This is a genomic window from Pseudomonas sp. AK-TSAG1-1, from assembly GCF_056821665.1.
The window spans coordinates 5,075,659-5,095,311 of sequence record NZ_CM165965.1 but is presented as its reverse complement, the minus strand read 5'-3'; the positions used below and the strand labels follow the sequence as shown (position 1 = coordinate 5,095,311).

23 protein-coding genes and 1 tRNA gene are annotated in these 19,653 nt (G+C 59.3%); 21 read left to right on the top strand and 3 right to left on the bottom strand.

Annotated features, from left to right (window positions below):
• The first annotated feature begins 94 nt into the window (after positions 1 to 94).
• A complete protein-coding gene (locus AC1UK9_RS22950; RefSeq protein WP_482578560.1) occupies positions 95 to 850 on the top strand; it encodes a hypothetical protein in 756 nt (251 codons plus the stop codon).
• Between the two features lie 34 nt (positions 851 to 884).
• Here the strand turns inward: AC1UK9_RS22950 and AC1UK9_RS22945 are convergent, their stop codons facing one another.
• Together AC1UK9_RS22945 and AC1UK9_RS22940 are read right to left on the bottom strand one after the other, a co-directional pair.
• Positions 885 to 1,214, bottom strand: a complete 330-nt coding sequence (locus AC1UK9_RS22945; protein WP_482578559.1) for a hypothetical protein — start codon at positions 1,212 to 1,214, stop codon at positions 885 to 887.
• Positions 1,215 to 1,305: 91 nt separating this feature from the next.
• Positions 1,306 to 1,390 (bottom strand) — tRNA-Leu (locus AC1UK9_RS22940).
• A gap of 108 nt (positions 1,391 to 1,498) precedes the next feature.
• Between AC1UK9_RS22940 and queA the strand changes: the two genes are divergently transcribed.
• The 6 genes from queA to AC1UK9_RS22910 all read left to right on the top strand — a co-directional run bounded on the left by queA (position 1,499) and on the right by AC1UK9_RS22910 (position 7,605).
• Positions 1,499 to 2,563 (top strand): tRNA preQ1(34) S-adenosylmethionine ribosyltransferase-isomerase QueA, encoded by a 1,065-nt coding sequence (gene queA / locus AC1UK9_RS22935; RefSeq protein ID WP_482578558.1) that lies wholly within the window; start codon positions 1,499 to 1,501, stop codon positions 2,561 to 2,563.
• Positions 2,564 to 2,577: 14 nt separating this feature from the next.
• Entirely contained in the window at positions 2,578 to 3,693 is a 1,116-nt protein-coding gene (tgt, locus tag AC1UK9_RS22930) for a tRNA guanosine(34) transglycosylase Tgt (protein ID WP_161794909.1), read from the top strand.
• Between the two features lie 43 nt (positions 3,694 to 3,736).
• Positions 3,737 to 4,075: a preprotein translocase subunit YajC gene (gene yajC, locus AC1UK9_RS22925; RefSeq protein ID WP_003227923.1), complete on the top strand. Its 339-nt coding sequence runs from the start codon at positions 3,737 to 3,739 to the stop codon at positions 4,073 to 4,075.
• A gap of 64 nt (positions 4,076 to 4,139) precedes the next feature.
• Positions 4,140 to 6,011 carry a protein translocase subunit SecD gene (secD, locus tag AC1UK9_RS22920; RefSeq protein WP_482578557.1) on the top strand — a complete coding sequence of 624 codons (1,872 nt, stop codon included), beginning with the start codon at positions 4,140 to 4,142 and terminating at the stop codon, positions 6,009 to 6,011.
• A gap of 9 nt (positions 6,012 to 6,020) precedes the next feature.
• The gene (gene secF / locus AC1UK9_RS22915; protein ID WP_025109225.1) at positions 6,021 to 6,935 is read left to right on the top strand and encodes a protein translocase subunit SecF; all 915 of its coding nucleotides are present in this window, start codon (positions 6,021 to 6,023) and stop codon (positions 6,933 to 6,935) included.
• Positions 6,936 to 7,056: 121 nt separating this feature from the next.
• Positions 7,057 to 7,605 (top strand): glycine zipper 2TM domain-containing protein, encoded by a 549-nt coding sequence (locus AC1UK9_RS22910; RefSeq protein WP_025109224.1) that lies wholly within the window; start codon positions 7,057 to 7,059, stop codon positions 7,603 to 7,605.
• Between the two features lie 245 nt (positions 7,606 to 7,850).
• Here AC1UK9_RS22910 and suhB read toward each other — a convergent pair whose 3' ends face one another.
• On the bottom strand, positions 7,851 to 8,669 hold the full coding sequence (suhB, locus tag AC1UK9_RS22905; protein WP_003227916.1) for a type III secretion system regulator SuhB: 819 nt from the start codon (positions 8,667 to 8,669) through the stop codon (positions 7,851 to 7,853).
• 145 nt (positions 8,670 to 8,814) lie between these two features.
• Here suhB and trmJ point away from each other — a divergent pair, with 145 nt between their 5' ends.
• The 14 genes from trmJ (at position 8,815) to AC1UK9_RS22835 (ending at position 19,650) form a co-directional block, all read left to right on the top strand.
• Positions 8,815 to 9,585: a tRNA (cytosine(32)/uridine(32)-2'-O)-methyltransferase TrmJ gene (trmJ, locus tag AC1UK9_RS22900; protein ID WP_025109223.1), complete on the top strand. Its 771-nt coding sequence runs from the start codon at positions 8,815 to 8,817 to the stop codon at positions 9,583 to 9,585.
• 3 nt (positions 9,586 to 9,588) lie between these two features.
• Positions 9,589 to 10,365 carry a serine O-acetyltransferase gene (gene cysE / locus AC1UK9_RS22895; RefSeq protein ID WP_025109222.1) on the top strand — a complete coding sequence of 259 codons (777 nt, stop codon included), beginning with the start codon at positions 9,589 to 9,591 and terminating at the stop codon, positions 10,363 to 10,365.
• A 218-nt stretch (positions 10,366 to 10,583) separates the two neighbouring features.
• Complete coding sequence (iscR, locus tag AC1UK9_RS22890) at positions 10,584 to 11,075, top strand: Fe-S cluster assembly transcriptional regulator IscR (protein ID WP_003227911.1); 492 nt, start codon at positions 10,584 to 10,586, stop codon at positions 11,073 to 11,075.
• A 47-nt stretch (positions 11,076 to 11,122) separates the two neighbouring features.
• Positions 11,123 to 12,337: an IscS subfamily cysteine desulfurase gene (locus tag AC1UK9_RS22885; RefSeq protein WP_003227909.1), complete on the top strand. Its 1,215-nt coding sequence runs from the start codon at positions 11,123 to 11,125 to the stop codon at positions 12,335 to 12,337.
• A gap of 84 nt (positions 12,338 to 12,421) precedes the next feature.
• Entirely contained in the window at positions 12,422 to 12,808 is a 387-nt protein-coding gene (gene iscU / locus AC1UK9_RS22880) for a Fe-S cluster assembly scaffold IscU (protein ID WP_003227907.1), read from the top strand.
• Between the two features lie 28 nt (positions 12,809 to 12,836).
• On the top strand, positions 12,837 to 13,160 hold the full coding sequence (iscA, locus tag AC1UK9_RS22875) for an iron-sulfur cluster assembly protein IscA (protein ID WP_003227904.1): 324 nt from the start codon (positions 12,837 to 12,839) through the stop codon (positions 13,158 to 13,160).
• An 8-nt stretch (positions 13,161 to 13,168) separates the two neighbouring features.
• Entirely contained in the window at positions 13,169 to 13,690 is a 522-nt protein-coding gene (gene hscB, locus AC1UK9_RS22870) for a co-chaperone HscB (protein WP_473013502.1), read from the top strand.
• Between the two features lie 51 nt (positions 13,691 to 13,741).
• A complete protein-coding gene (gene hscA / locus AC1UK9_RS22865) occupies positions 13,742 to 15,607 on the top strand; it encodes a Fe-S protein assembly chaperone HscA (RefSeq protein ID WP_473013501.1) in 1,866 nt (621 codons plus the stop codon).
• Positions 15,607 to 15,948 carry an ISC system 2Fe-2S type ferredoxin gene (fdx, locus tag AC1UK9_RS22860; protein WP_473013500.1) on the top strand — a complete coding sequence of 114 codons (342 nt, stop codon included), beginning with the start codon at positions 15,607 to 15,609 and terminating at the stop codon, positions 15,946 to 15,948. The genes hscA and fdx overlap by 1 nt, the downstream gene beginning before the upstream one ends.
• Positions 15,949 to 15,962: 14 nt before the next feature.
• On the top strand, positions 15,963 to 16,163 hold the full coding sequence (gene iscX, locus AC1UK9_RS22855) for a Fe-S cluster assembly protein IscX (RefSeq protein ID WP_008084655.1): 201 nt from the start codon (positions 15,963 to 15,965) through the stop codon (positions 16,161 to 16,163).
• An 88-nt stretch (positions 16,164 to 16,251) separates the two neighbouring features.
• The gene (ndk, locus tag AC1UK9_RS22850; RefSeq protein WP_007916882.1) at positions 16,252 to 16,677 is read left to right on the top strand and encodes a nucleoside-diphosphate kinase; all 426 of its coding nucleotides are present in this window, start codon (positions 16,252 to 16,254) and stop codon (positions 16,675 to 16,677) included.
• A 28-nt stretch (positions 16,678 to 16,705) separates the two neighbouring features.
• Positions 16,706 to 17,854, top strand: a complete 1,149-nt coding sequence (gene rlmN, locus AC1UK9_RS22845; protein ID WP_025109218.1) for a dual-specificity RNA methyltransferase RlmN — start codon at positions 16,706 to 16,708, stop codon at positions 17,852 to 17,854.
• A 12-nt stretch (positions 17,855 to 17,866) separates the two neighbouring features.
• Complete coding sequence (pilW, locus tag AC1UK9_RS22840) at positions 17,867 to 18,625, top strand: type IV pilus biogenesis/stability protein PilW (RefSeq protein ID WP_025109217.1); 759 nt, start codon at positions 17,867 to 17,869, stop codon at positions 18,623 to 18,625.
• Positions 18,625 to 19,650 (top strand): RodZ domain-containing protein, encoded by a 1,026-nt coding sequence (locus tag AC1UK9_RS22835; protein ID WP_482578556.1) that lies wholly within the window; start codon positions 18,625 to 18,627, stop codon positions 19,648 to 19,650. Before pilW ends, AC1UK9_RS22835 begins: the two co-directional genes overlap by 1 nt.
• Positions 19,651 to 19,653 lie beyond the last annotated feature (3 nt).

Genomic DNA, 19,653 nt, shown 5'->3' with positions numbered 1-19,653 from the left:
CAGAGGCGGTTGACAGACCTCCAGCGAGAGTGGACGGCAAGATATCAAAATAGTAGCTTCGCGCCACTTTCTTCAACTGCGTAACGGACTACACATGCCTGCCGTTTCTTCTGTCCCGCGCCTGCTCAGCGCTTTCCTCCTCTCTACCGTAATGACCCCGGCACTTGCCGGCTGGGATGAAACCCCGGAGGTCGCCTGGAAAGAATACCTCTCCGATTGTCAGAGTTTTCAGCAAGTGGTGAACAACGTTCAAAACGGGGTCATGACGACCAGGCAAGCGATGGACCGCGTCGACAGCTTGAATCGCACTGTTTACGTCCATCGCGATCACCTCGCCCAGGAAAGCCTTACCTCTCCCGAATATGCCCGTTGCGAAAACGTCATTGCTCAAGCGTTCGTGATCCGTAACAAGGAAGAGGAGGTCCTGGTCGCGGAGCTTCAACAGCAATACTTCAAGGCTCAGGCCGAGCACGAGAAGTCACCGGAATACAAGCGCGCCCTCGATCTAGGCTTCAGCGACGTCGGCGGAATTGGCAAGCTCAATGAACTCGCCGAGGAATCGGAAACGGATGGCGAAGCGTATCTGAAGACCTTGATGATCACGGTCGATTGGGGCTGCGGCCGACATTTCCGCGCCGTGCGATACGTCAAACCCTATGTGATCTACACCGCCCATCCCGATGAGGGCAGTTGCGCCGTCTATAAGGAAGTTGCGGTGCTGGGCGGAGAATTGGTGGAGAGGGGCGAAACCATCGATCGGGAGGCGATTTTCCAATACGTGGGATGGAAGAAGCTGGAAGGGCCGGGTGGGTTTCCCATCGACATTCGAGTGGTAAAAGTGCGGCAGTAATCCGAAGGGCTGTTTCTACAGATTGCGCGTCTGATTACAGAATGTCTTTCAAATAACCCTTGAGCGCGAGGAGCGGCTGATCAAGCTGCTCCAGCGACTGAGCCTGCCTGAAGTCGGCTGACAACTTGTGCAGTTCCCGCCCCAACGGTTTCTCGACGCCGCCCAAGGCGTCCATCGCCAACCTCAGGCACTCGTTCATTTTGAACTGGATGGTCTCGACATCCCCGCGCCGCACCAGCAATTCGAACACGTCTTTCTGATAGTCACCCATGACCATGTCATCCCGCAGAATCGGGCTCAGGCCTTCTTCCTCGTAAGCGAGTTTGAGAGAGAAAAGGGCGACTGTTTCCAGTGACGTTTCCATGGGTGAACCTTTGTAGGAACTCGCCGGCGGCCAGCAGCACTTTCCGGCAGACGAAAAAAAAGGCCTTGCTAAGCAAGACCTTTCTTGATTTTGGTGCCCCGAGGGAGACTCGAACTCCCACTCCTTTCGAAAACGGATTTTGAATCCGCCGCGTCTACCAATTCCGCCATCAGGGCTCAATGGCGGCGAAGTATAGAGAGGTGATTACCGTTGGTCAATCACGTTTCATGGTCAATTTTCGATATTTCCGCTAGACTTTCCGGCCCTGCTAGACGAACCCCATCATGCGCGTTGCTGACTTTACCTTCGAGCTTCCTGATTCGCTGATCGCCCGCCACCCCCTGGCCGAGCGTCGCGGTAGTCGCCTGCTGACCCTTGATGGGCCGAGCGGCGCCCTTGCACACCGTCAATTCACTGATTTGCTTGAGCATTTGCGCCCGGGCGATTTGATGGTGTTCAACAATACCCGGGTGATTCCGGCGCGGCTGTTCGGGCAGAAAGCCTCGGGCGGCAAGCTGGAAATCCTCATTGAACGGGTGCTCGATTCGCACCGCGTGCTGGCCCATGTGCGCTCCAGCAAATCGCCGAAGCCGGGGTCGAAGATCCTTATCGACGGCGGAGGCGAAGCCGAGATGCTCGCGCGTCACGATGCGCTGTTCGAGTTGGGCTTCGATGAAGAAGTGCTGCCGTTGCTCGATCGCGTCGGGCACATGCCGTTGCCTCCTTATATAGACCGCCCGGACGAGGGCTCGGATCGCGAGCGCTATCAGACCGTGTACGCCCAGCGCCTTGGCGCGGTGGCGGCGCCGACGGCGGGGCTGCATTTCGATCAGCCGCTGATGGAGGCGATTGCCGCCAAAGGCGTCGAGACTGCGTTCGTGACCCTGCACGTCGGTGCCGGCACGTTCCAGCCGGTGCGCGTCGACAAGATTGAAGATCACCACATGCACAGCGAGTGGCTGGAAGTCGGCCAGGATGTGGTCGACGCCGTTGCCGCGTGCCGTGAGCGTGGCGGTCGGGTGATTGCCGTGGGCACCACCAGCGTACGTTCGCTGGAAAGTGCTGCGCGCGATGGCGTGCTCAAGCCGTTCAGTGGCGACACCGACATCTTTATCTACCCGGGCCGGCCGTTCCATGTGGTCGACGCCCTGGTCACCAACTTTCATTTGCCCGAATCCACGCTGTTGATGCTGGTTTCGGCGTTCGCCGGTTATCCCGAAACCATGGCCGCCTATAAAGCCGCCGTCGATAACGGGTACCGCTTTTTCAGCTACGGTGATGCGATGTTCATCACCCGTAATCCCGCCCCGACTGCCCCTGAACAAACAGGCCCAGAGGAAACAGAATGAGTCGCGAATGTCGCATGTCCTTTGAACTCCTGGCCACTGATGGCAAGGCCCGTCGTGGTCGTCTGACCTTTCCGCGTGGCACCGTCGAGACCCCGGCCTTCATGCCGGTCGGCACCTACGGCACAGTCAAGGGCATGTTGCCGCGTGACATCGTCGCCACTGGCGCAGAAATCATTCTGGGCAACACCTTCCACCTGTGGCTGCGCCCGGGCACCGAGGTGATCAAGGAACACGGCGACCTGCACGACTTCATGCAGTGGAAAGGCCCGATCCTCACCGACTCCGGCGGCTTCCAGGTGTTCAGCCTGGGCGCGATGCGCAAGATCAAGGAGGAGGGCGTGACTTTCGCCTCTCCGGTCGACGGCTCGAAAGTGTTCATGGGCCCGGAAGAGTCGATGCAGGTGCAGCGCGATCTGGGCTCCGACATCGTGATGATCTTCGACGAATGCACGCCGTACCCGGCTGACGAAGACGTCGCTCGCGTGTCGATGGAGTTGTCGCTGCGCTGGGCCCAGCGTTCGAAAAATGCTCACGGTGACAACACCGCGGCGTTGTTCGGCATCGTTCAGGGCGGTATGCACCAGGACCTGCGCATGCGCTCGCTGGAAGGCCTCGACAAGATCGGCTTCGACGGCCTGGCCATCGGCGGTCTGTCGGTAGGCGAACCCAAGCACGAGATGATCAAGGTGCTGGATTACCTGCCAGGCATGATGCCGGCTGACAAACCTCGTTACCTTATGGGCGTTGGCAAACCGGAAGATCTGGTTGAGGGTGTGCGCCGCGGTGTGGACATGTTCGATTGCGTGATGCCAACCCGTAATGCCCGCAATGGGCATCTGTTCATTGATACAGGCGTGCTGAAGATCCGTAACGCGTTCCATCGCCATGATGATTCGCCGCTCGATCCGACCTGCGATTGCTATACCTGCCAGAACTTCTCCCGCGCTTATCTGCATCACCTGGACAAGTGCGGCGAAATGCTGGGAAGCATGCTCAATACCATCCACAACTTGCGCCATTATCAGGTGCTGATGGCTGGTTTGCGCGAGGCTATTCAACAGGGTACATTGGCCGCCTTTGTCGATGCCTTCTACGCCAAACGCGGGCTCCCCGTTCCGCCTTTGGACTGAGTTTTCTGACCCCAAGATTCAACATTTGCAACTGGAGTGCTAAATGAGCTTTTTTATCTCTAACGCCATGGCTGACGCAGCTGCACCGGCTGCTGCCGGCCCAATGGGCGGCGGCTTCGAGTGGATTTTCCTGGTCGGCTTCCTGGTCATCTTCTACCTGATGATCTGGCGTCCACAGGCCAAGCGCGCCAAAGAGCAGAAGAACCTGCTGAGCAGCCTTGCCAAGGGCGACGAAGTGGTCACCACCGGCGGCATCGCCGGCAAGATCACCAAAGTGGCCGATGACTTCGTGGTTCTGGAAGTTTCCGACACCGTGGAAATGAAGTTCCAGAAGGGCGCCATCGCCGCCACGCTGCCAAAAGGCACGCTGAAAGCGATCTAAGGGCAACAACTTCTACTCAATCGACGGGGCGCGCAAGGCGCCCCGCGTCATAACGGGCGGCGTGATGCTGAACAAATATCCTCTGTGGAAATACATTCTGATCCTGGCGGTGCTGGCGATCGGTCTGATTTATTCCGCTCCGAATCTATACCCCGATGACCCGGCCATTCAGATCAGCGGCGCCAGCACGGCTCTGCAGGTGAATCAGGCCGATCTGGATCGCGTCAGCACGGCGCTGCGTGAGTCCGGAATCAACGTCAAGGCTTCGAGCCTGGCGGCCAACGGCAAGGGCGGCCTGATCCGTCTGACCAAGGCTGAAGACCAGTTGCCGGCCAAAGACGTTGTACGCAAGGCATTGGGTGATGACTACGTCGTCGCATTGAACCTGGCACAAACCACCCCGCAATGGCTGCGCAATCTGGGCGCGCACCCGATGAAGCTGGGCCTGGACTTGTCCGGTGGTGTGCACTTCCTGCTCGAAGTGGACATGGACAAAGCCCTCGATGCACGCCTGAAAGTCTACGAAGGCGACGTCAAGAGCCTGCTGCGCAAAGAGAAGCTGCGCTATCGCAGCCTGCCGCAACTGGGCGGTGCCATTCAGTTGGGCTTCAGCGATGCTGATTCCCGCGAACAGGCCCGTGCGCTGATCCGCAAGAACTTCAACGATTTCGACATTGTTCCGGCCGACCTCAACGGTCAACCGGTGCTGCGTCTGGCGATGACCCCGGCCAAGCTGGCGGAAATCCGTGAATACTCCATCAAGCAGAACTTGACCACGGTACGTAACCGCGTCAACGAGCTGGGTGTTGCCGAGCCGATCGTCCAGCGTCAGGGCGCCAACCGCATCGTGGTTGAGCTGCCGGGCGTGCAGGACACTGCCGAAGCCAAGCGTATCCTCGGCAAGACGGCCAACCTTGAATTCCGTCTGGCTGCAGAGCCGGGTGCTTCGAAAGCCACCTCCGAAACTTTCGAGTTCCGTGAAGGCAAGCGTCCACCGGCGCAGATCGAGCGTGGCCTGATCATCACCGGTGACCAGGTGACCGACGCCAAGGCCGGTTTCGATTCGCAGCACGGTACACCTGAAGTGAACATCCGTCTGGATGGTCACGGTGGCGAGCTGATGAGCCGCGCGACCCGTTCGAACGTGGGTCGCAGCATGGCGGTGATCTTCATCGAACAGCGTCCGGTGACCACCTACGTCAAGCAGGTTGTGGACGGCGTCGAGAAAGACGTCGCGGTACAGACGTTCAAGGAAGAGAAGAAGATCATCAGCCTGGCGACCATTCAGTCGCCGCTGGGTGCGCAGTTCCGCATCACCGGCCTGAACGGCCAGGGCGAATCGTCCGAGCTGGCGCTGCTGCTGCGTGCCGGTGGTCTGGCGGCTCCGATGTACTTCGCTGAAGAGCGCACAATCGGTCCGAGCCTGGGTGCTGACAACATCACCAAGGGTATCGATGCATCGCTGTGGGGCATGCTGTTCGTCTCGCTGTTCATCATCGCCATCTACCGCTTCTTCGGCCTGATCGCCACCGTCGCGCTGGCGGTGAACATGGTGCTGCTGCTGGCGCTGATGTCGTTGCTGGGTGCAACGCTGACCTTGCCGGGTATCGCCGGTATCGTGTTGACCATGGGCATGGCGGTCGACGCCAACGTGCTGATCTTCTCGCGGATCCGTGAAGAGATCGCCGCGGGCATGACCGTGCAGCGTGCAATCAACGAAGGCTTCGGCCGGGCATTCACCGCGATTCTCGACGCCAACCTGACCACTCTGCTGGTCGGCGGCATCCTCTTCGCCATGGGCACCGGCCCGGTGAAGGGTTTCGCAGTGACCATGTCCCTCGGGATCTTTACCTCGATGTTCACGGCCATCATGGTGACCCGCGCGATGGTCAACCTGATCTTCGGCGGACGTGACTTCAAGAAGTTGTGGATTTAAGGGGCTGCCATGTTACGTACAATCAACTTCATGGGCGTTCGCAACTTCGCGTTCGGCGTCACAGTGTTTCTCACGTTGCTGGCTATTTTCAGCGTCGTCCACAAGGGCATGAACTGGGGCCTGGACTTCACCGGCGGTACGCTCATCGAGCTGACCTACGAGCGTCCGGCTGACGTTACCAAGGTGCGCGAGCAACTGGTGACTTCCGGTTATCACGAAGCCATCGTGCAGAACTTCGGTGCGACCACCGACCTGCTGGTGCGCATGCCGGGTGAAGATCCGCAGCTGGGTCATCAGGTCGCAGCAGCGCTGCAGAAAGTCGGCGGCGACAACCCGGCTACCGTCAAGCGCGTCGAATTCGTCGGCCCGCAGGTCGGTGAAGAGCTGCGCGACCAGGGCGGCCTCGGCATGCTGCTGGCGCTCGGTGGCATCCTGATCTACCTGGCTTTCCGCTTTCAGTGGAAATTTGCGGTCGGCGCCATCGTTTCGCTGATTCACGACGTGATCGTGACCGTCGGTATCCTGTCGTTCTTCCAGATCACCTTCGACCTGACGGTGCTGGCGGCGGTGCTGGCGATCATTGGTTACTCGCTGAACGACACCATCGTGGTATTCGACCGGGTTCGTGAGAACTTCCGAGTGCTGCGCAAGGCTTCGCTGATCGAGAACATCAACATCTCGACCACCCAGACCCTGCTGCGCACCATGGCGACGTCGATCTCCACCTTGCTGGCGATCGCGGCGCTGCTGTTCTTTGGTGGCGACAACCTGTTCGGTTTCTCCATCGCGCTGTTCATCGGTGTTCTGGCGGGTACCTACTCGTCGATCTACATCGCTAACGTGGTGCTGATCTGGCTGAACCTGAGCACCGAGGACCTGATTCCTCCGGCCAACACCGAGAAGGAAATCGACGACCGTCCATAACGGCCATCGTTTCCCCGGTTGTCAGCCCGAAAAAGGCGCGAGTTGAACTCGCGCCTTTTTTTATGCTCCAAGGCTGGGAGAAGCGCGGGCGCGTCCCGCATGTGATGGTCAGGAGGTTCATGTGAACAAGTCGTTGCTGGTTGGTGCGGTATTGGGTGCTGTCGGTGTAACTGCCGGGGGTGCTGTTGCCACCTACAGCCTGGTTAAAAGCGGCCCTGAGTATGCGCAAGTGTTGGCCGTTGAACCGGTTAAAACACAGATCAAGACTCCACGTGAAGTGTGCAAGGATGTGGCTGTAACCCGTCAGGCGCCGGTCAAGGACCAGCACCAGATCGTGGGTACGGTGCTCGGTGCGGTAGGCGGTGGTCTGCTGGGTAATATGGTCGGCGGCGGTAACGGCAAGAAGATTGCTACCGTTGCTGGTGCGGTCGGTGGCGGTTACGCCGGTAACAAGGTGCAGGAAGGCATGCAGAACCGCGACACCTACACCACCACTCAGACTCGCTGCAATACAGTGAATGACATCAGTGACAAGGTTGTAGGTTACGACGTGCGTTATTCGCTGGATGGCAAGGAAGGCAAGGTGCGGATGGATCGTGATCCGGGCAACCAGATTCCGGTCGACAAGGAAGGCAAGTTGATTCTGTCGCAGAATCAGCCGGGTCAATAACGAACGACTGTTTAAACAAGAAGCACCCTGCGGGGTGCTTTTTTGTGCCTGCGATTTCAGTCTTCACCCCAATCCACGGTGGGAGCGGGCTTGCTCGCGAAGGCGGCGCGTGAGTCAACATCAATTCTGGATGGTAGACCGCATTCGCGAGCAAGCCGGCTCCCACAGGGTCTTTGTGGAGGGGCTGAAATCGCGGGCATAAAAAAAGCACCCCGAAGGGTGCTTTTTTGCGTTTCGCGGGAAGCTTAGCGCTTCAGCGAAGCCGGCAGGTGCGGCTGGATCGCCGTCAGTACTGCTTTGAAGCATTTGGTGTTGCCGGCAACGATGTGGCCTTTTTCAAGGAAATCGTGACCGCCGGTGAAGTCGCTCACCAGACCGCCTGCTTCCTGGATCAGCAGGGCACCTGCAGCCATGTCCCACTCGGACAGGCCCGACTCCCAGAACGCGTCGAAACGGCCGGCAGCCACGTAGGCCAGGTCCAGGCTGGCGGAACCGGCGCGGCGGATGCCGGCAGTCTGGCCAACCAGGGCGCGGAACATGCCCAGGTAGTTATCGAGGTTGTCCATCTGGTCATCGCGGAACGGGAAGCCAGTGCCGAGCAGGGCGCCGTCGAGGCTGGTGCGGCCGCTGACGCGCAGGCGACGACCGTTCAGCTGGGCGCCGCGACCACGGCTGGCAGTGAATTCTTCCTGGCGAACCGGGTCCAGAACCACTGCGTGTTCCAGGCGACCACGGTATTTGCAGGCAATGCTGACAGCAAAGTGAGGAATGCCACGCAGGAAGTTGGTGGTGCCGTCCAGCGGATCGATGATCCACAGGTACTCTTCGCCTTCGATGCCGTTACCGACGTGCATGCCGGTCTCTTCACCCTGGATCGAGTGATTCGGGTAAGCCTTGCGCAGGGCGTCGATGATTTTCTGTTCGGCGGCGCGATCCACCTCGGATACATAATCCTTGGCGTCTTTTTCGTCGACCTTGATGGTATCCAGGCGCTCGATGGAGCGGAAGATCAGTTCACTGGCGCTGCGGGCGGCGCGCAGCGCGATATTCAGCATGGGCTGCATGGATGTGTCACCTAAGGTTGTTAAAGAAAGCCGCGCATTCTATCAGAACTTTTCTTCAGGTGAAGGACGCTGTTCGCTTTCATAGCTTAACGGTAGGCTGTTCTGTAAGATTTGCACCCCTTTCCTGTGTCCGAGAGCGCCTCCCTTGCTGCAGAACATTCGTGTTGTCCTGGTCAATACCAGCCACCCCGGCAACATCGGCGGGGCCGCGCGCGCCATGAAAAACATGGGTCTGTCGCGGCTGGTGCTGGTCGAACCGCGGTTGTTTCCGCATCACGAAGCCGATGCGCGCGCTTCCGGTGCCGGGGACATCCTTGAAAACGCGCAGGTCGTTGCCACCCTGGAGGACGCTCTGGTTGGCTGCAATCTGGTGCTGGGCACCAGCGCCCGTGACCGTCGCATTCCCTGGCCACTGCTCGATCCTCGCGAATGCGGCAGCAAAGTGGTTGAGGAGGCGGGGCAGGGGGCGGAGATCGCTCTGGTATTCGGTCGTGAAGACTCCGGCCTGACCAATGACGAGCTGCAGCGATGTCACTTTCACGTGCACATCCCCTCCGATCCTGAGTTCAGCTCGCTGAACCTCGGGGCGGCGGTGCAGGTGTTGAGCTATGAAGTGCGCATGGCCTGGCTGGCCGCTCAAGGGCAGCCGACCAAGATCGAGAAAGAAGAAGTGGCCTCGGTGAAAAGCGCCGAGCTTGCGACCATGGATGAGCTGGAGCGCTTCTATGAGCATCTGGAGCAGACGCTGGTCGCCATCGAGTTTCTCGATCCGGAAAAACCACGGCACCTGATGGCGCGCCTGCGCCGGTTGTACGGACGCAGCTCGGTCAGCCGAGCGGAAATGAATATTTTGCGTGGCATTCTCACGGAAACCCAGAAAGCGGCCCGTGGTGAGCTTCTTAAGCGGAAGGACTGAATGATGTTTGAACGTTTGCGTGAAGATATCCAAAGCGTATTCCATCGAGACCCGGCGGCGCGTAACGCTTTTGAAGTCCTGACCTGCTACCCCGGCATGCATGCGATCTGGATTCATCGATTGGCTGGCATGTTGTGGCGTAACGAGCTGAAATGGCTGGCGCGACTGGTGTCCAACTTCGGTCGCTGGTTGACCGGGATCGAGATTCATCCGGGCGCCAAGGTCGGCCGGCGCTTCTTCATTGATCACGGCATGGGCATCGTCATTGGCGAAACCGCCGAGATTGGTGATGACGTGACCATTTATCAGGGTGTGACCCTCGGCGGCACCAGCTGGAACAAAGGCAAGCGCCATCCGACATTGGGTGACGGTGTGGTGGTCGGTGCCGGCGCCAAGGTGCTCGGGCCGTTCACTGTTGGAGCTGGCGCCAAAGTCGGTTCGAATGCCGTGGTGACCAAAGAAGTGCCGCCGGGTGCCACGGTGGTGGGTATTCCAGGCCGGATCATCGTCAAGTCCGATGAAGAGCAGGATGCCAAGCGCAAGGCGATGGCCGAGAAGATCGGTTTCGATGCCTATGGTGTCAGCGAAGACATGCCCGATCCGGTGGCTCGCGCCATTGGTCAGCTGCTCGATCACCTGCAGGCGGTGGACGGGCGGCTGGAAGGGATGTGCGGTGCGCTGAAGGATCTGGGCAGTAACTATTGTGCGAAAGATCTGCCTGAGCTGCGTGAAGAAGATTTCGCCTGTGTGAAAGGCAAGGATCAGAGCCAGGCCAGCTAAACCGGGTCGCCCCCGCAATTGAAATGCATTCCCTTGTGGGGGCGAGCCTGCTCGCGAAGAACGATGGCGCGGTACTGCTGGCTGTACGCCGCCAGCCTTTGCTATGATGCGCGCGCTCTTTTGCGGGTAAACCCGACTAAAGCACTAGGTCTTATAGTTGACTTAAATGCTCGGGAATTGCATACTCCCGCCCATTCCGAACTCCGTGGTAATTGTCCATGCGACTGACTACAAAAGGCCGATACGCCGTGACCGCCATGCTTGACCTGGCGTTGCACGCGCAGCACGGGCCGGTGTCCCTGGCCGATATCTCCGAGCGCCAAGGCATCTCCCTGTCCTATCTCGAACAGCTTTTCGCCAAGCTGCGCCGCAGTAACCTGGTTTCCAGTGTTCGCGGTCCAGGCGGTGGTTATCAGCTGTCCCGCGACATGCAGGGCATTCAGGTGGCTCAGGTGATCGATGCGGTCAACGAATCGGTCGATGCGACCAAATGCCAGGGCCAGGGCGATTGCCATTCCGGTGATACCTGCCTGACTCACCACTTGTGGTGCGACCTGAGCCTGCAGATTCACGAATTTCTAAGTGGTATCAGCTTGGCTGATCTTGTGACTCGCCGTGAGGTGCAAGAAGTAGCCCAGCGTCAGGACCAGCGCCGTTGCAACAGCAAGGCGCCACGCCTGGACAAGATTGAAGCGTCCGCCGTCGAATGACAGCCGAAGAGCTAGCGGAACGCCAGCCCTGATTTAGGAGATAGTCCATGAAATTGCCGATTTACCTTGATTACTCTGCGACCACCCCGGTCGATCCGCGCGTTGCGCAAAAGATGAGTGAATGCCTGCTGGTCGACGGAAACTTCGGTAACCCGGCGTCCCGCTCCCACGTGTTCGGCTGGAAGGCTGAAGAGTCCGTCGAAAACGCTCGTCGTCAGGTGGCCGATCTGGTCAACGCCGACCCGCGTGAAATCGTCTGGACCTCCGGTGCCACCGAATCCGACAACCTGGCAATCAAGGGTGCTGCGCATTTCTATGGCTCCAAGGGCAAGCACCTGATCACCAGCAAGATCGAACACAAGGCCGTCCTCGACACCATGCGCCAACTGGAGCGCGAAGGTTTCGAAGTGACTTACCTTGAGCCGACCGAAGACGGCCTGATCACTCCAGCCATGATCGAAGCGGCACTGCGCGAAGACACCATCCTGGTGTCGGTCATGCACGTGAACAACGAAATCGGCACCATCAACGACATCGCTGCCATCGGCGAGCTGACCCGCTCCAAGGGCGTTCTGCTCCATGTCGATGCGGCTCAGTCCACCGGCAAGGTCGAGATCGACCTGCAGAAGCTGAAAGTCGACATGATGTCGTTCTCCGCCCACAAGACTTATGGCCCTAAAGGTATCGGCGCGCTGTACGTCAGCCGCAAGCCGCGTGTACGCATCGAAGCGACCATGCACGGCGGCGGTCACGAGCGTGGCATGCGCTCCGGCACCCTGGCGACCCACCAGATCGTCGGCATGGGCGAAGCGTTCCGTGTAGCCAAGGAAGACATGGCTGCAGAAAACGTGCGCATCAAGGCCCTGAGCGACCGTTTCTTCAAGCAGGTCGAGCACCTGGAAGAGCTGTACGTCAACGGCAGCCTGACCGCCCGCGTTCCGCACAACCTGAACCTGAGCTTCAACTACGTTGAAGGCGAGTCGCTGATCATGGCCCTCAAGGATCTGGCGGTATCGTCCGGTTCGGCGTGCACTTCGGCTTCCCTGGAGCCTTCGTACGTACTGCGTGCCCTGGGCCGCAACGACGAACTGGCACACAGCTCGATCCGTTTCACCTTCGGCCGTTTCACTACCGAAGAAGAAATCGACTACGCCGCGCAGAAAGTCTGCGAGGCCGTTACCAAGCTGCGCGCTCTGTCGCCGCTGTGGGATATGTACAAAGACGGTGTCGACATTTCGAAAATCGAGTGGGCGGCACACTGATTTCAAGTCGCCGCGAACCAGCCCTGTGAACTTCCGGTTCCGGGGCTTAAAGAGCGACTCTCTGATGAGTGAGGATTAAGCACCATGGCTTACAGTGAAAAGGTCATCGACCACTACGAAAACCCGCGCAACGTCGGCAAGATGAACGCGGAAGACCCGGATGTCGGCACCGGCATGGTCGGCGCTCCGGCGTGCGGCGACGTGATGCGTCTGCAGATCAAGGTCAACGACCAGGGCGTTATCGAAGACGCCAAGTTCAAGACCTACGGCTGCGGTTCGGCCATCGCTTCCAGCTCCCTCGCCACCGAGTGGATGAAGGGCAAGACCCTGGACGAAGCCGAGACCATCAAGAACACTCAGCTGGCCGAAGAACTGGCCCTGCCGCCAGTGAAAATCCATTGCTCGGTACTCGCTGAAGACGCCATCAAGGCGGCTGTTCGCGACTACAAGCAGAAGAAAGGCTTGATCTAAGCATTGCGCGACGAGTAAGGAGTCAACGATGGCTATCAGCATGACAGAAGCGGCTGCTCGACACGTGCGACGCTCCCTCGACGGGCGCGGCAAAGGTGAAGGGATTCGTCTGGGTGTTCGCACCACGGGCTGTTCCGGCCTTGCCTACGTGCTGGAGTTTGTCGACGAGGTGGTTGCAGAGGATCAGGTGTTCGAAAGTCACGGCGAGAAAGTGATCATCGACCCGAAAAGCCTGGCGTACCTGGACGGCACCGAACTCGATTTCGTCAAGGAAGGGTTGAACGAAGGCTTCAAGTTCAACAATCCCAACGTACGCGGTGAATGTGGCTGCGGCGAAAGCTTCAACATCTGAGGCTTGTCGTGGGTATTCCTTGTCATTTCGCTTTATTCGAGCTGCAACCGAGTTTCCGTCTGGATCTCGAGCAGTTGGCCACGCGCTATCGTGAGTTGGCGCGCGGTGTTCATCCTGACCGCTTTGCCGACGCTCCCGAGCGTGAGCAGCGGGCGGCACTCGAGCAGTCTGCGCGGCTTAACGACGCCTACCAGACGCTCAAGAGCCCGGCCCAGCGTGCACGCTACCTGCTGAACATCAGCGGGCATGAAGTGCCGATGGAAGTCACGGTCCATGACCCCGAGTTCCTTCTGCAGCAGATGCAGTGGCGCGAAGAGCTCGAAGACCTCCAGGACAGCGCCGATCTCGACGGTGTCGCGGTGTTCAAGCGTCGCTTGAAAGTCGCTCAGGAACAATTGAACGAAAGCTTCGCAGCCTGTTGGGATGATGCAGCGCAACGCGAACAGGCCGAACGCCTGATGCGGCGCATGCAGTTCCTCGACAAGCTCACCTACGAAGTGCGCCAGTTAGAAGAGCGCCTCGACGATTAACCCAGTGCCGCTCCGGTCGCACGCCTGATATACAGATAAGTCCTGATCACGATGGCCCTACTGCAGATCGCCGAACCCGGCCAAAGTCCTCAACCGCACCAGCGTCGTCTGGCTGTGGGGATCGACTTGGGCACTACCAATTCGCTGGTCGCTGCGTTGCGCAGTGGTCTTTCCGAGCCGCTGGCCGACGCTGACGGGCAGGTCATCCTGCCGTCCGCCGTGCGTTATCACGCCGATCGCGTCGAGGTTGGCGAGTCGGCCAAGCTGGCTGCGTCCTCCGATCCCTTGAACACTGTGCTGTCGGTCAAACGCCTGATGGGCCGTGGTCTGTCCGACGTCAAGCAGTTGGGCGAGCAACTGCCGTACCGCTTTGTCGGCGGCGAATCGCACATGCCGTTCATCGACACCGTGCAGGGTCCGAAAAGTCCGGTCGAAGTCTCCGCCGATATCCTCAAGGTGCTGCGTCAGCGTGCTGAAGCAACGTTGGGTGGCGAGCTGGTTGGCGCGGTGATCACTGTTCCAGCCTATTTCGATGACGCTCAGCGTCAGGCCACCAAGGATGCGGCAAAGCTCGCGGGTCTGAACGTGCTGCGTCTGCTCAACGAGCCAACCGCCGCCGCCGTGGCTTATGGTCTGGATCAACATGCCGAAGGCCTGGTCGCGATTTACGATCTGGGCGGCGGTACGTTCGATATTTCGATTCTGCGTCTGACGGGTGGTGTTTTCGAAGTCCTGGCCACTGGCGGCGATAGTGCGCTGGGCGGCGACGACTTCGATCACGCGATTGCCAGCTGGATCATCGACAGCGCGGGTCTGTCTGCCGACCTCGACCCGGGCGCACAACGCAATTTGCTGCAAACCGCCTGCGCGGCCAAAGAAGCCCTGACCGACGCGGACAGCGTGGAAGTCGCCTACGGTGACTGGAAAGCGCAGCTGACCCGCGAAGCCTTCGATGCACTGATCGAGCCGATGGTCGCGCGCAGCCTGAAAGCCTGTCGCCGCGCCGTACGTGATTCCGGTGTTGAGCTGGAAGACGTGCATGCGGTGGTCATGGTGGGTGGTTCGACCCGCGTACCACGTGTTCGCGAAGCAGTCGCCGAAGCCTTCGGTCGTCAGCCATTGACTGAAATCGACCCGGATCAAGTGGTGGCCATCGGGGCCGCGATCCAGGCCGATACGCTGGCTGGCAACAAGCGCGATGGCGGCGAACTGCTGCTGCTCGACGTGATTCCGTTGTCCCTGGGGCTGGAAACCATGGGCGGGCTGATGGAAAAGGTAATTCCACGCAACACCACCATCCCGGTCGCCCGCGCTCAGGACTTCACTACTTATAAAGACGGCCAGTCGGCCATGGCGATCCACGTGTTGCAGGGCGAGCGCGAGCTGATCAGCGATTGCCGCTCTCTGGCACGCTTCGAACTGCGCGGCATTCCAGCGATGGTGGCCGGCGCGGCGAAGATTCGCGTGACCTTCCAGGTCGATGCCGACGGTCTGCTCAGCGTGTCTGCCCGTGAATTGGGTTCGGGCGTTGAGGCGAGCATTCAGGTCAAGCCGTCTTATGGTCTGACCGACGGCGAAATCGCTAGGATGCTGAAAGATTCGTTCCAGCACGCCAACGACGACAAGGTCGCTCGTGTTCTGCGTGAACAACAAGTCGATGCCCAGCGCCTGATCGAAGCGGTGCAGGGCGCTCTGGAGGCTGATGGCGAGCGTTTGCTCGACGCCGAAGAGCGCATGGTCATCGACCTGCAGGTGCAGGAACTCACTGAACTGATGAAGGGCACTGATGGTTTTGCCATCGAGCAGCAGACCAAGCGTCTGTCGCAAGTGACCGATGCTTTTGCTGCCCGCCGCATGGATCTGACGGTGAAAGCCGCTCTGTCGGGGCGCAACCTGAATGAAATCGAGGATATTTGATGCCGCAGGTTATTTTTCTGCCCCACGAGAAGTTCTGCCCTGAAGGCATGGTGGTCGAGGCTGATCCCGGCATTTCGATTCTCGAACTGGCTCACGAACACCACATCGAAATGGAAAGTGCCTGTGGCGGCGTTTGCGCCTGCACCACTTGCCACTGCATCATTCGCGAGGGTTTCGACTCGCTGGAAGAGGCTGACGAGCTGGAAGAAGACTTCCTCGACCGTGCCTGGGGCCTGGAAGCGCAATCGCGCCTAGCCTGTCAGGCGATCGTCGGTGAAGAAGACATTACCGTCGAGATTCCGAAATATTCGCTTAACCATGCGGCTGAAGCGCCGCACTGACTGGTAAGACTGTCATGAGCTACGGTTGGAATGATGTTCAACGCATTGCAGAAGAGTTGGCCGAAGCCAAGCCGGGTGTAGATCCGTTTTCTGTCAATTTCGTCGATCTGCAGCAATGGATCAAAGAGCTGCCGGATTTCGACAATACCTCTGGTCGTGTTGGCGAGAAGGTGTTGGAGGCGGTTCAGACACTTTGGGCCGAAGAATTGGACTGATCGTCCCCGCAGGTTAGGCAATACCCAAGAACCCGCGTATAATTCGCGGGTTTAATTTTTCGCAAATTACCGTTTCTGGAGTTACACCATGGCTGTTCAACGTACTTTCTCCATCATCAAGCCTGACGCTGTTGCAAAAAACGTCATCGGCGAGATCACCACTCGTTTCGAAAAAGCAGGCCTGCGCGTTGTAGCTTCGAAACTGAAGCAACTGTCCAAAGCCGAAGCTGAAGGCTTCTACGCTGAGCACAGCGCTCGTGGTTTCTTCGGCGACCTGGTTGCTTTCATGATCTCCGGTCCTGTTGTTGTTCAGGTTCTGGAAGGCGAAAACGCTATCGCTCTGAACCGTGAGCTGATGGGCGCTACCAACCCTAAAGAAGCTGCTGCCGGCACCATCCGCGCTGACTTCGCTGATTCCATCGACGCCAACGCTGTTCACGGTTCGGACTCCGAAGCCGCAGCTGCTCGTGAAATCTCGTACTTCTTCGCAGCTACTGAAGTAACCACTCGCTAAGCATTGGCTTAAGAGTGAAGGTGAATCCATGACTACATCGACTGTAAAAACCAACCTGCTGGGTCTGACTCAACAGGAAATGGAAAAATTCTTCGACTCGATCGGGGAGAAGCGTTTCCGTGCCGGTCAGGTAATGAAATGGATTCACCACTTTGGCGTCGATGATTTCGACGCCATGACGAACGTCAGCAAGGCCTTGCGCGACAAGCTCAAGGCTATTGCCGAGGTCCGTGGTCCCGAAGTCGTCAGCGAGGACATCTCCAGCGACGGCACCCGTAAGTGGGTGGTGCGCGTGGCGTCCGGCAGCTGCGTCGAGACCGTGTACATTCCCCAGGGCAAGCGCGGCACTCTGTGCGTTTCGTCCCAGGCAGGCTGTGCCCTGGATTGCAGTTTCTGCTCCACCGGCAAGCAAGGCTTCAATAGCAACCTCACCGCCGCCGAAGTCATCGGTCAGGTGTGGATTGCCAACAAATCTTTCGGCAGCGTCCCGGCAACCGTCGACCGTGCCATCACCAACGTGGTGATGATGGGCATGGGTGAGCCGCTGCTGAACTTCGACAACGTCGTCGCCGCGATGCATCTGATGATGGATGACCTCGGCTACGGGATCTCCAAGCGCCGCGTGACCCTGTCCACGTCGGGTGTGGTGCCGATGATCGATGAGCTGGCCAAGCACATCGACGTGTCCCTGGCGTTGTCCCTGCACGCACCCAATGACGCATTGCGTAACCAATTGGTGCCGATCAACAAGAAGTATCCGCTTAAGATGCTGCTCGAGTCGTGCCAGCGCTACATGTCCGCCCTTGGCGAGAAGCGTGTGCTGACCATCGAGTACACCTTGCTCAAGGACATCAACGACAAGGTTGAGCACGCGGTGGAAATGATCGCGCTGCTGAAAGACATTCCGTGCAAGATCAACCTGATTCCGTTCAACCCGTTCCCGCATTCCGGGTACGAGCGGCCGAGCAACAACGCCATTCGTCGGTTCCAGGATCAGTTGCATCAGGCCGGTTTCAACGTCACTGTCCGCACCACCCGTGGCGAAGACATCGACGCTGCATGTGGTCAATTGGTAGGGCAGGTGCTGGATCGCACCCGTCGCAGCGAACGTTACATCGCCGTGCGCGAGTTGAGCGCCGATAGCGATCTGGCACAGAACGCCGCGAACACTAACTAAGAGAGGATCTCTATGTCCCTGCGCTTTGCGCTGCTGTTGCTGATGGCCAGCCTGTGTGCTGGTTGTGTCCTGTCGGGTGACTACAACCCGATGAAGACCAGCAAGGGCCGCGATGAAGCGCGGGCTGCCTACGTGCAGTTGGGGCTGGGATACCTGCAGCAGGGGATGACCGAGCGGGCCAAGGTGCCACTGAAGAAGGCGCTGGAGCTGGACGGTTCCGATCCTGATGCCAACGCGGCCCTCGGATTGGTGTTCCAGGCCGAAATGGAACCCAAACTGGCCGACGAACACTTTCGCAAAGCCTTGTCCTCCCGTCCCGCCGATGCGCGCATCCTCAACAATTACGGCAGTTTTCTCTACGAAGAGCAGCGTTACAAGGAAGCCTACGAGCGTTTTGAACAGGCCGCCGCCGATACGCTGTATCCTGAGCGTTCGCGGGTGTTCGAGAACCTCGGCATGACCGCGGCAAAGCTCGGGCAGCGAGAACTGGCGCAGCAGCAACTGGAAAAAGCCCTGCGGCTGAACCGTCAACAACCGCGCGCTTTGCTGGAAATGGCTGAGTTGTCCTTCGAAGACAGGCATTATGTGCCCGCGCGTGACTATTACGACCGTTTCAGCCTGCTAACCGAGCAAAATGCACGTAGTCTATTGCTCGGCGTTCGGCTGGCAAAAGTGTTTGAAGATCGCGACAAGGCCGCCAGTTACGGCCTGCAATTAAAACGACTCTATCCCGGTACGCCGGAATATCAGCAATACCTGTCGGAGCAATGATGAAAGCGGCGCATCCCGAAGTTGTAGCAGCGACTCGCGTTAATCCCGGTGAGACCTTGCGCCAGGCCCGCGAAAGCAATGGCTGGTCGCTGGCCGAAGTGGCCCTCAAGCTCAACCTCACCGTGACTTCCCTGAGCAATCTTGAAGCTGGCGCTTTCGACAAGTTGCCAGGGCATACCTTCGCTCGCGGTTACATTCGCGCTTATGCCAAATTGCTTGGCATGGACCAGACGGTTCTGGTTCAGCAGTTCGACCAATCCACCGGCACCGACTCGCAGGGCAGCAACGTGCATGCGCTGGGTCGTATCGAAGAGCCTGTGCGGGTTTCCCACACCATTTTGCGGATCGTCAGCCTGTTGTTGCTGATTGCGGTCATCGGCGGTGGTTTCGTCTGGTGGCAGGATCAGACCTCGCTGCGCACCAAGGACGTGACCAGCCTCGCCCCGGAACACGTTGAAGTCGAAGGCGCCGACGGCACCACGCAGATTCACCCGATCGACGAGCCGGAAGACCAGGCCGTTGCCGAAGGCCAGACCGAGGGCGCGACCGCTCTGGCGCTGCCACAGTCGGAAACTACCGCTGAAGCGACCGGCGCCGAGCCAGCCGTTCCGGCCACTGCTCCGGCCGCGACGCCCGCTGCACCGGTTCACACCCCGGCCCCGGCTGTCGCCACTCCGGCCACCCCGGCCCCGAACGTTCCGGCCACTCCTGCACCGACCGTGACTGCGCCAGTGGCTGCGGCCACCGCTGCGCCAACCGCAGAAGCAGCTGCTCCAGCTGCCGGCGACGGTCAGGTGCAACTGCAGTTCACCGCCGATTGCTGGGCACAGGTCACCGACGGTCGCGGCAAGGTGTTGTTCAGCGGTCTGAAACATAAAGGCGACAGCGTCTCGGTTTCCGGCAAGCCGCCACTGGCGGTACGCCTGGGTGTGGCTCGCGCCGCACAGGTCAGCTACAACGGCCAGCCGGTCGATATCGCTCCGTTCACCAGTGGCGAGACTGCTCGCCTGAAGTTGGGTCAATAAGTC

What these genes read in the sequence shown, in the direction of transcription:
- iscR (WP_003227911.1), top strand. Translation starts at nt 10,584, where the DNA reads ATGCGACTGACTACAAAAGGCCGATACGCCGTGACCGCCATGCTTGAC.
- tgt (WP_161794909.1), top strand. Translation starts at nt 2,578, where the DNA reads ATGTCCTTTGAACTCCTGGCCACTGATGGCAAGGCCCGTCGTGGTCGT.
- fdx (WP_473013500.1), top strand. Translation starts at nt 15,607, where the DNA reads ATGCCGCAGGTTATTTTTCTGCCCCACGAGAAGTTCTGCCCTGAAGGC.
- AC1UK9_RS22945 (WP_482578559.1), bottom strand. Translation starts at nt 1,214, where the DNA reads ATGGAAACGTCACTGGAAACAGTCGCCCTTTTCTCTCTCAAACTCGCT.
- rlmN (WP_025109218.1), top strand. Translation starts at nt 16,706, where the DNA reads ATGACTACATCGACTGTAAAAACCAACCTGCTGGGTCTGACTCAACAG.
- cysE (WP_025109222.1), top strand. Translation starts at nt 9,589, where the DNA reads ATGTTTGAACGTTTGCGTGAAGATATCCAAAGCGTATTCCATCGAGAC.
- iscU (WP_003227907.1), top strand. Translation starts at nt 12,422, where the DNA reads ATGGCTTACAGTGAAAAGGTCATCGACCACTACGAAAACCCGCGCAAC.
- secF (WP_025109225.1), top strand. Translation starts at nt 6,021, where the DNA reads ATGTTACGTACAATCAACTTCATGGGCGTTCGCAACTTCGCGTTCGGC.
- AC1UK9_RS22835 (WP_482578556.1), top strand. Translation starts at nt 18,625, where the DNA reads ATGAAAGCGGCGCATCCCGAAGTTGTAGCAGCGACTCGCGTTAATCCC.
- AC1UK9_RS22885 (WP_003227909.1), top strand. Translation starts at nt 11,123, where the DNA reads ATGAAATTGCCGATTTACCTTGATTACTCTGCGACCACCCCGGTCGAT.
- AC1UK9_RS22950 (WP_482578560.1), top strand. Translation starts at nt 95, where the DNA reads ATGCCTGCCGTTTCTTCTGTCCCGCGCCTGCTCAGCGCTTTCCTCCTC.
- suhB (WP_003227916.1), bottom strand. Translation starts at nt 8,669, where the DNA reads ATGCAGCCCATGCTGAATATCGCGCTGCGCGCCGCCCGCAGCGCCAGT.
- hscA (WP_473013501.1), top strand. Translation starts at nt 13,742, where the DNA reads ATGGCCCTACTGCAGATCGCCGAACCCGGCCAAAGTCCTCAACCGCAC.
- yajC (WP_003227923.1), top strand. Translation starts at nt 3,737, where the DNA reads ATGAGCTTTTTTATCTCTAACGCCATGGCTGACGCAGCTGCACCGGCT.
- secD (WP_482578557.1), top strand. Translation starts at nt 4,140, where the DNA reads ATGCTGAACAAATATCCTCTGTGGAAATACATTCTGATCCTGGCGGTG.
- ndk (WP_007916882.1), top strand. Translation starts at nt 16,252, where the DNA reads ATGGCTGTTCAACGTACTTTCTCCATCATCAAGCCTGACGCTGTTGCA.
- iscA (WP_003227904.1), top strand. Translation starts at nt 12,837, where the DNA reads ATGGCTATCAGCATGACAGAAGCGGCTGCTCGACACGTGCGACGCTCC.
- pilW (WP_025109217.1), top strand. Translation starts at nt 17,867, where the DNA reads ATGTCCCTGCGCTTTGCGCTGCTGTTGCTGATGGCCAGCCTGTGTGCT.
- iscX (WP_008084655.1), top strand. Translation starts at nt 15,963, where the DNA reads ATGAGCTACGGTTGGAATGATGTTCAACGCATTGCAGAAGAGTTGGCC.
- queA (WP_482578558.1), top strand. Translation starts at nt 1,499, where the DNA reads ATGCGCGTTGCTGACTTTACCTTCGAGCTTCCTGATTCGCTGATCGCC.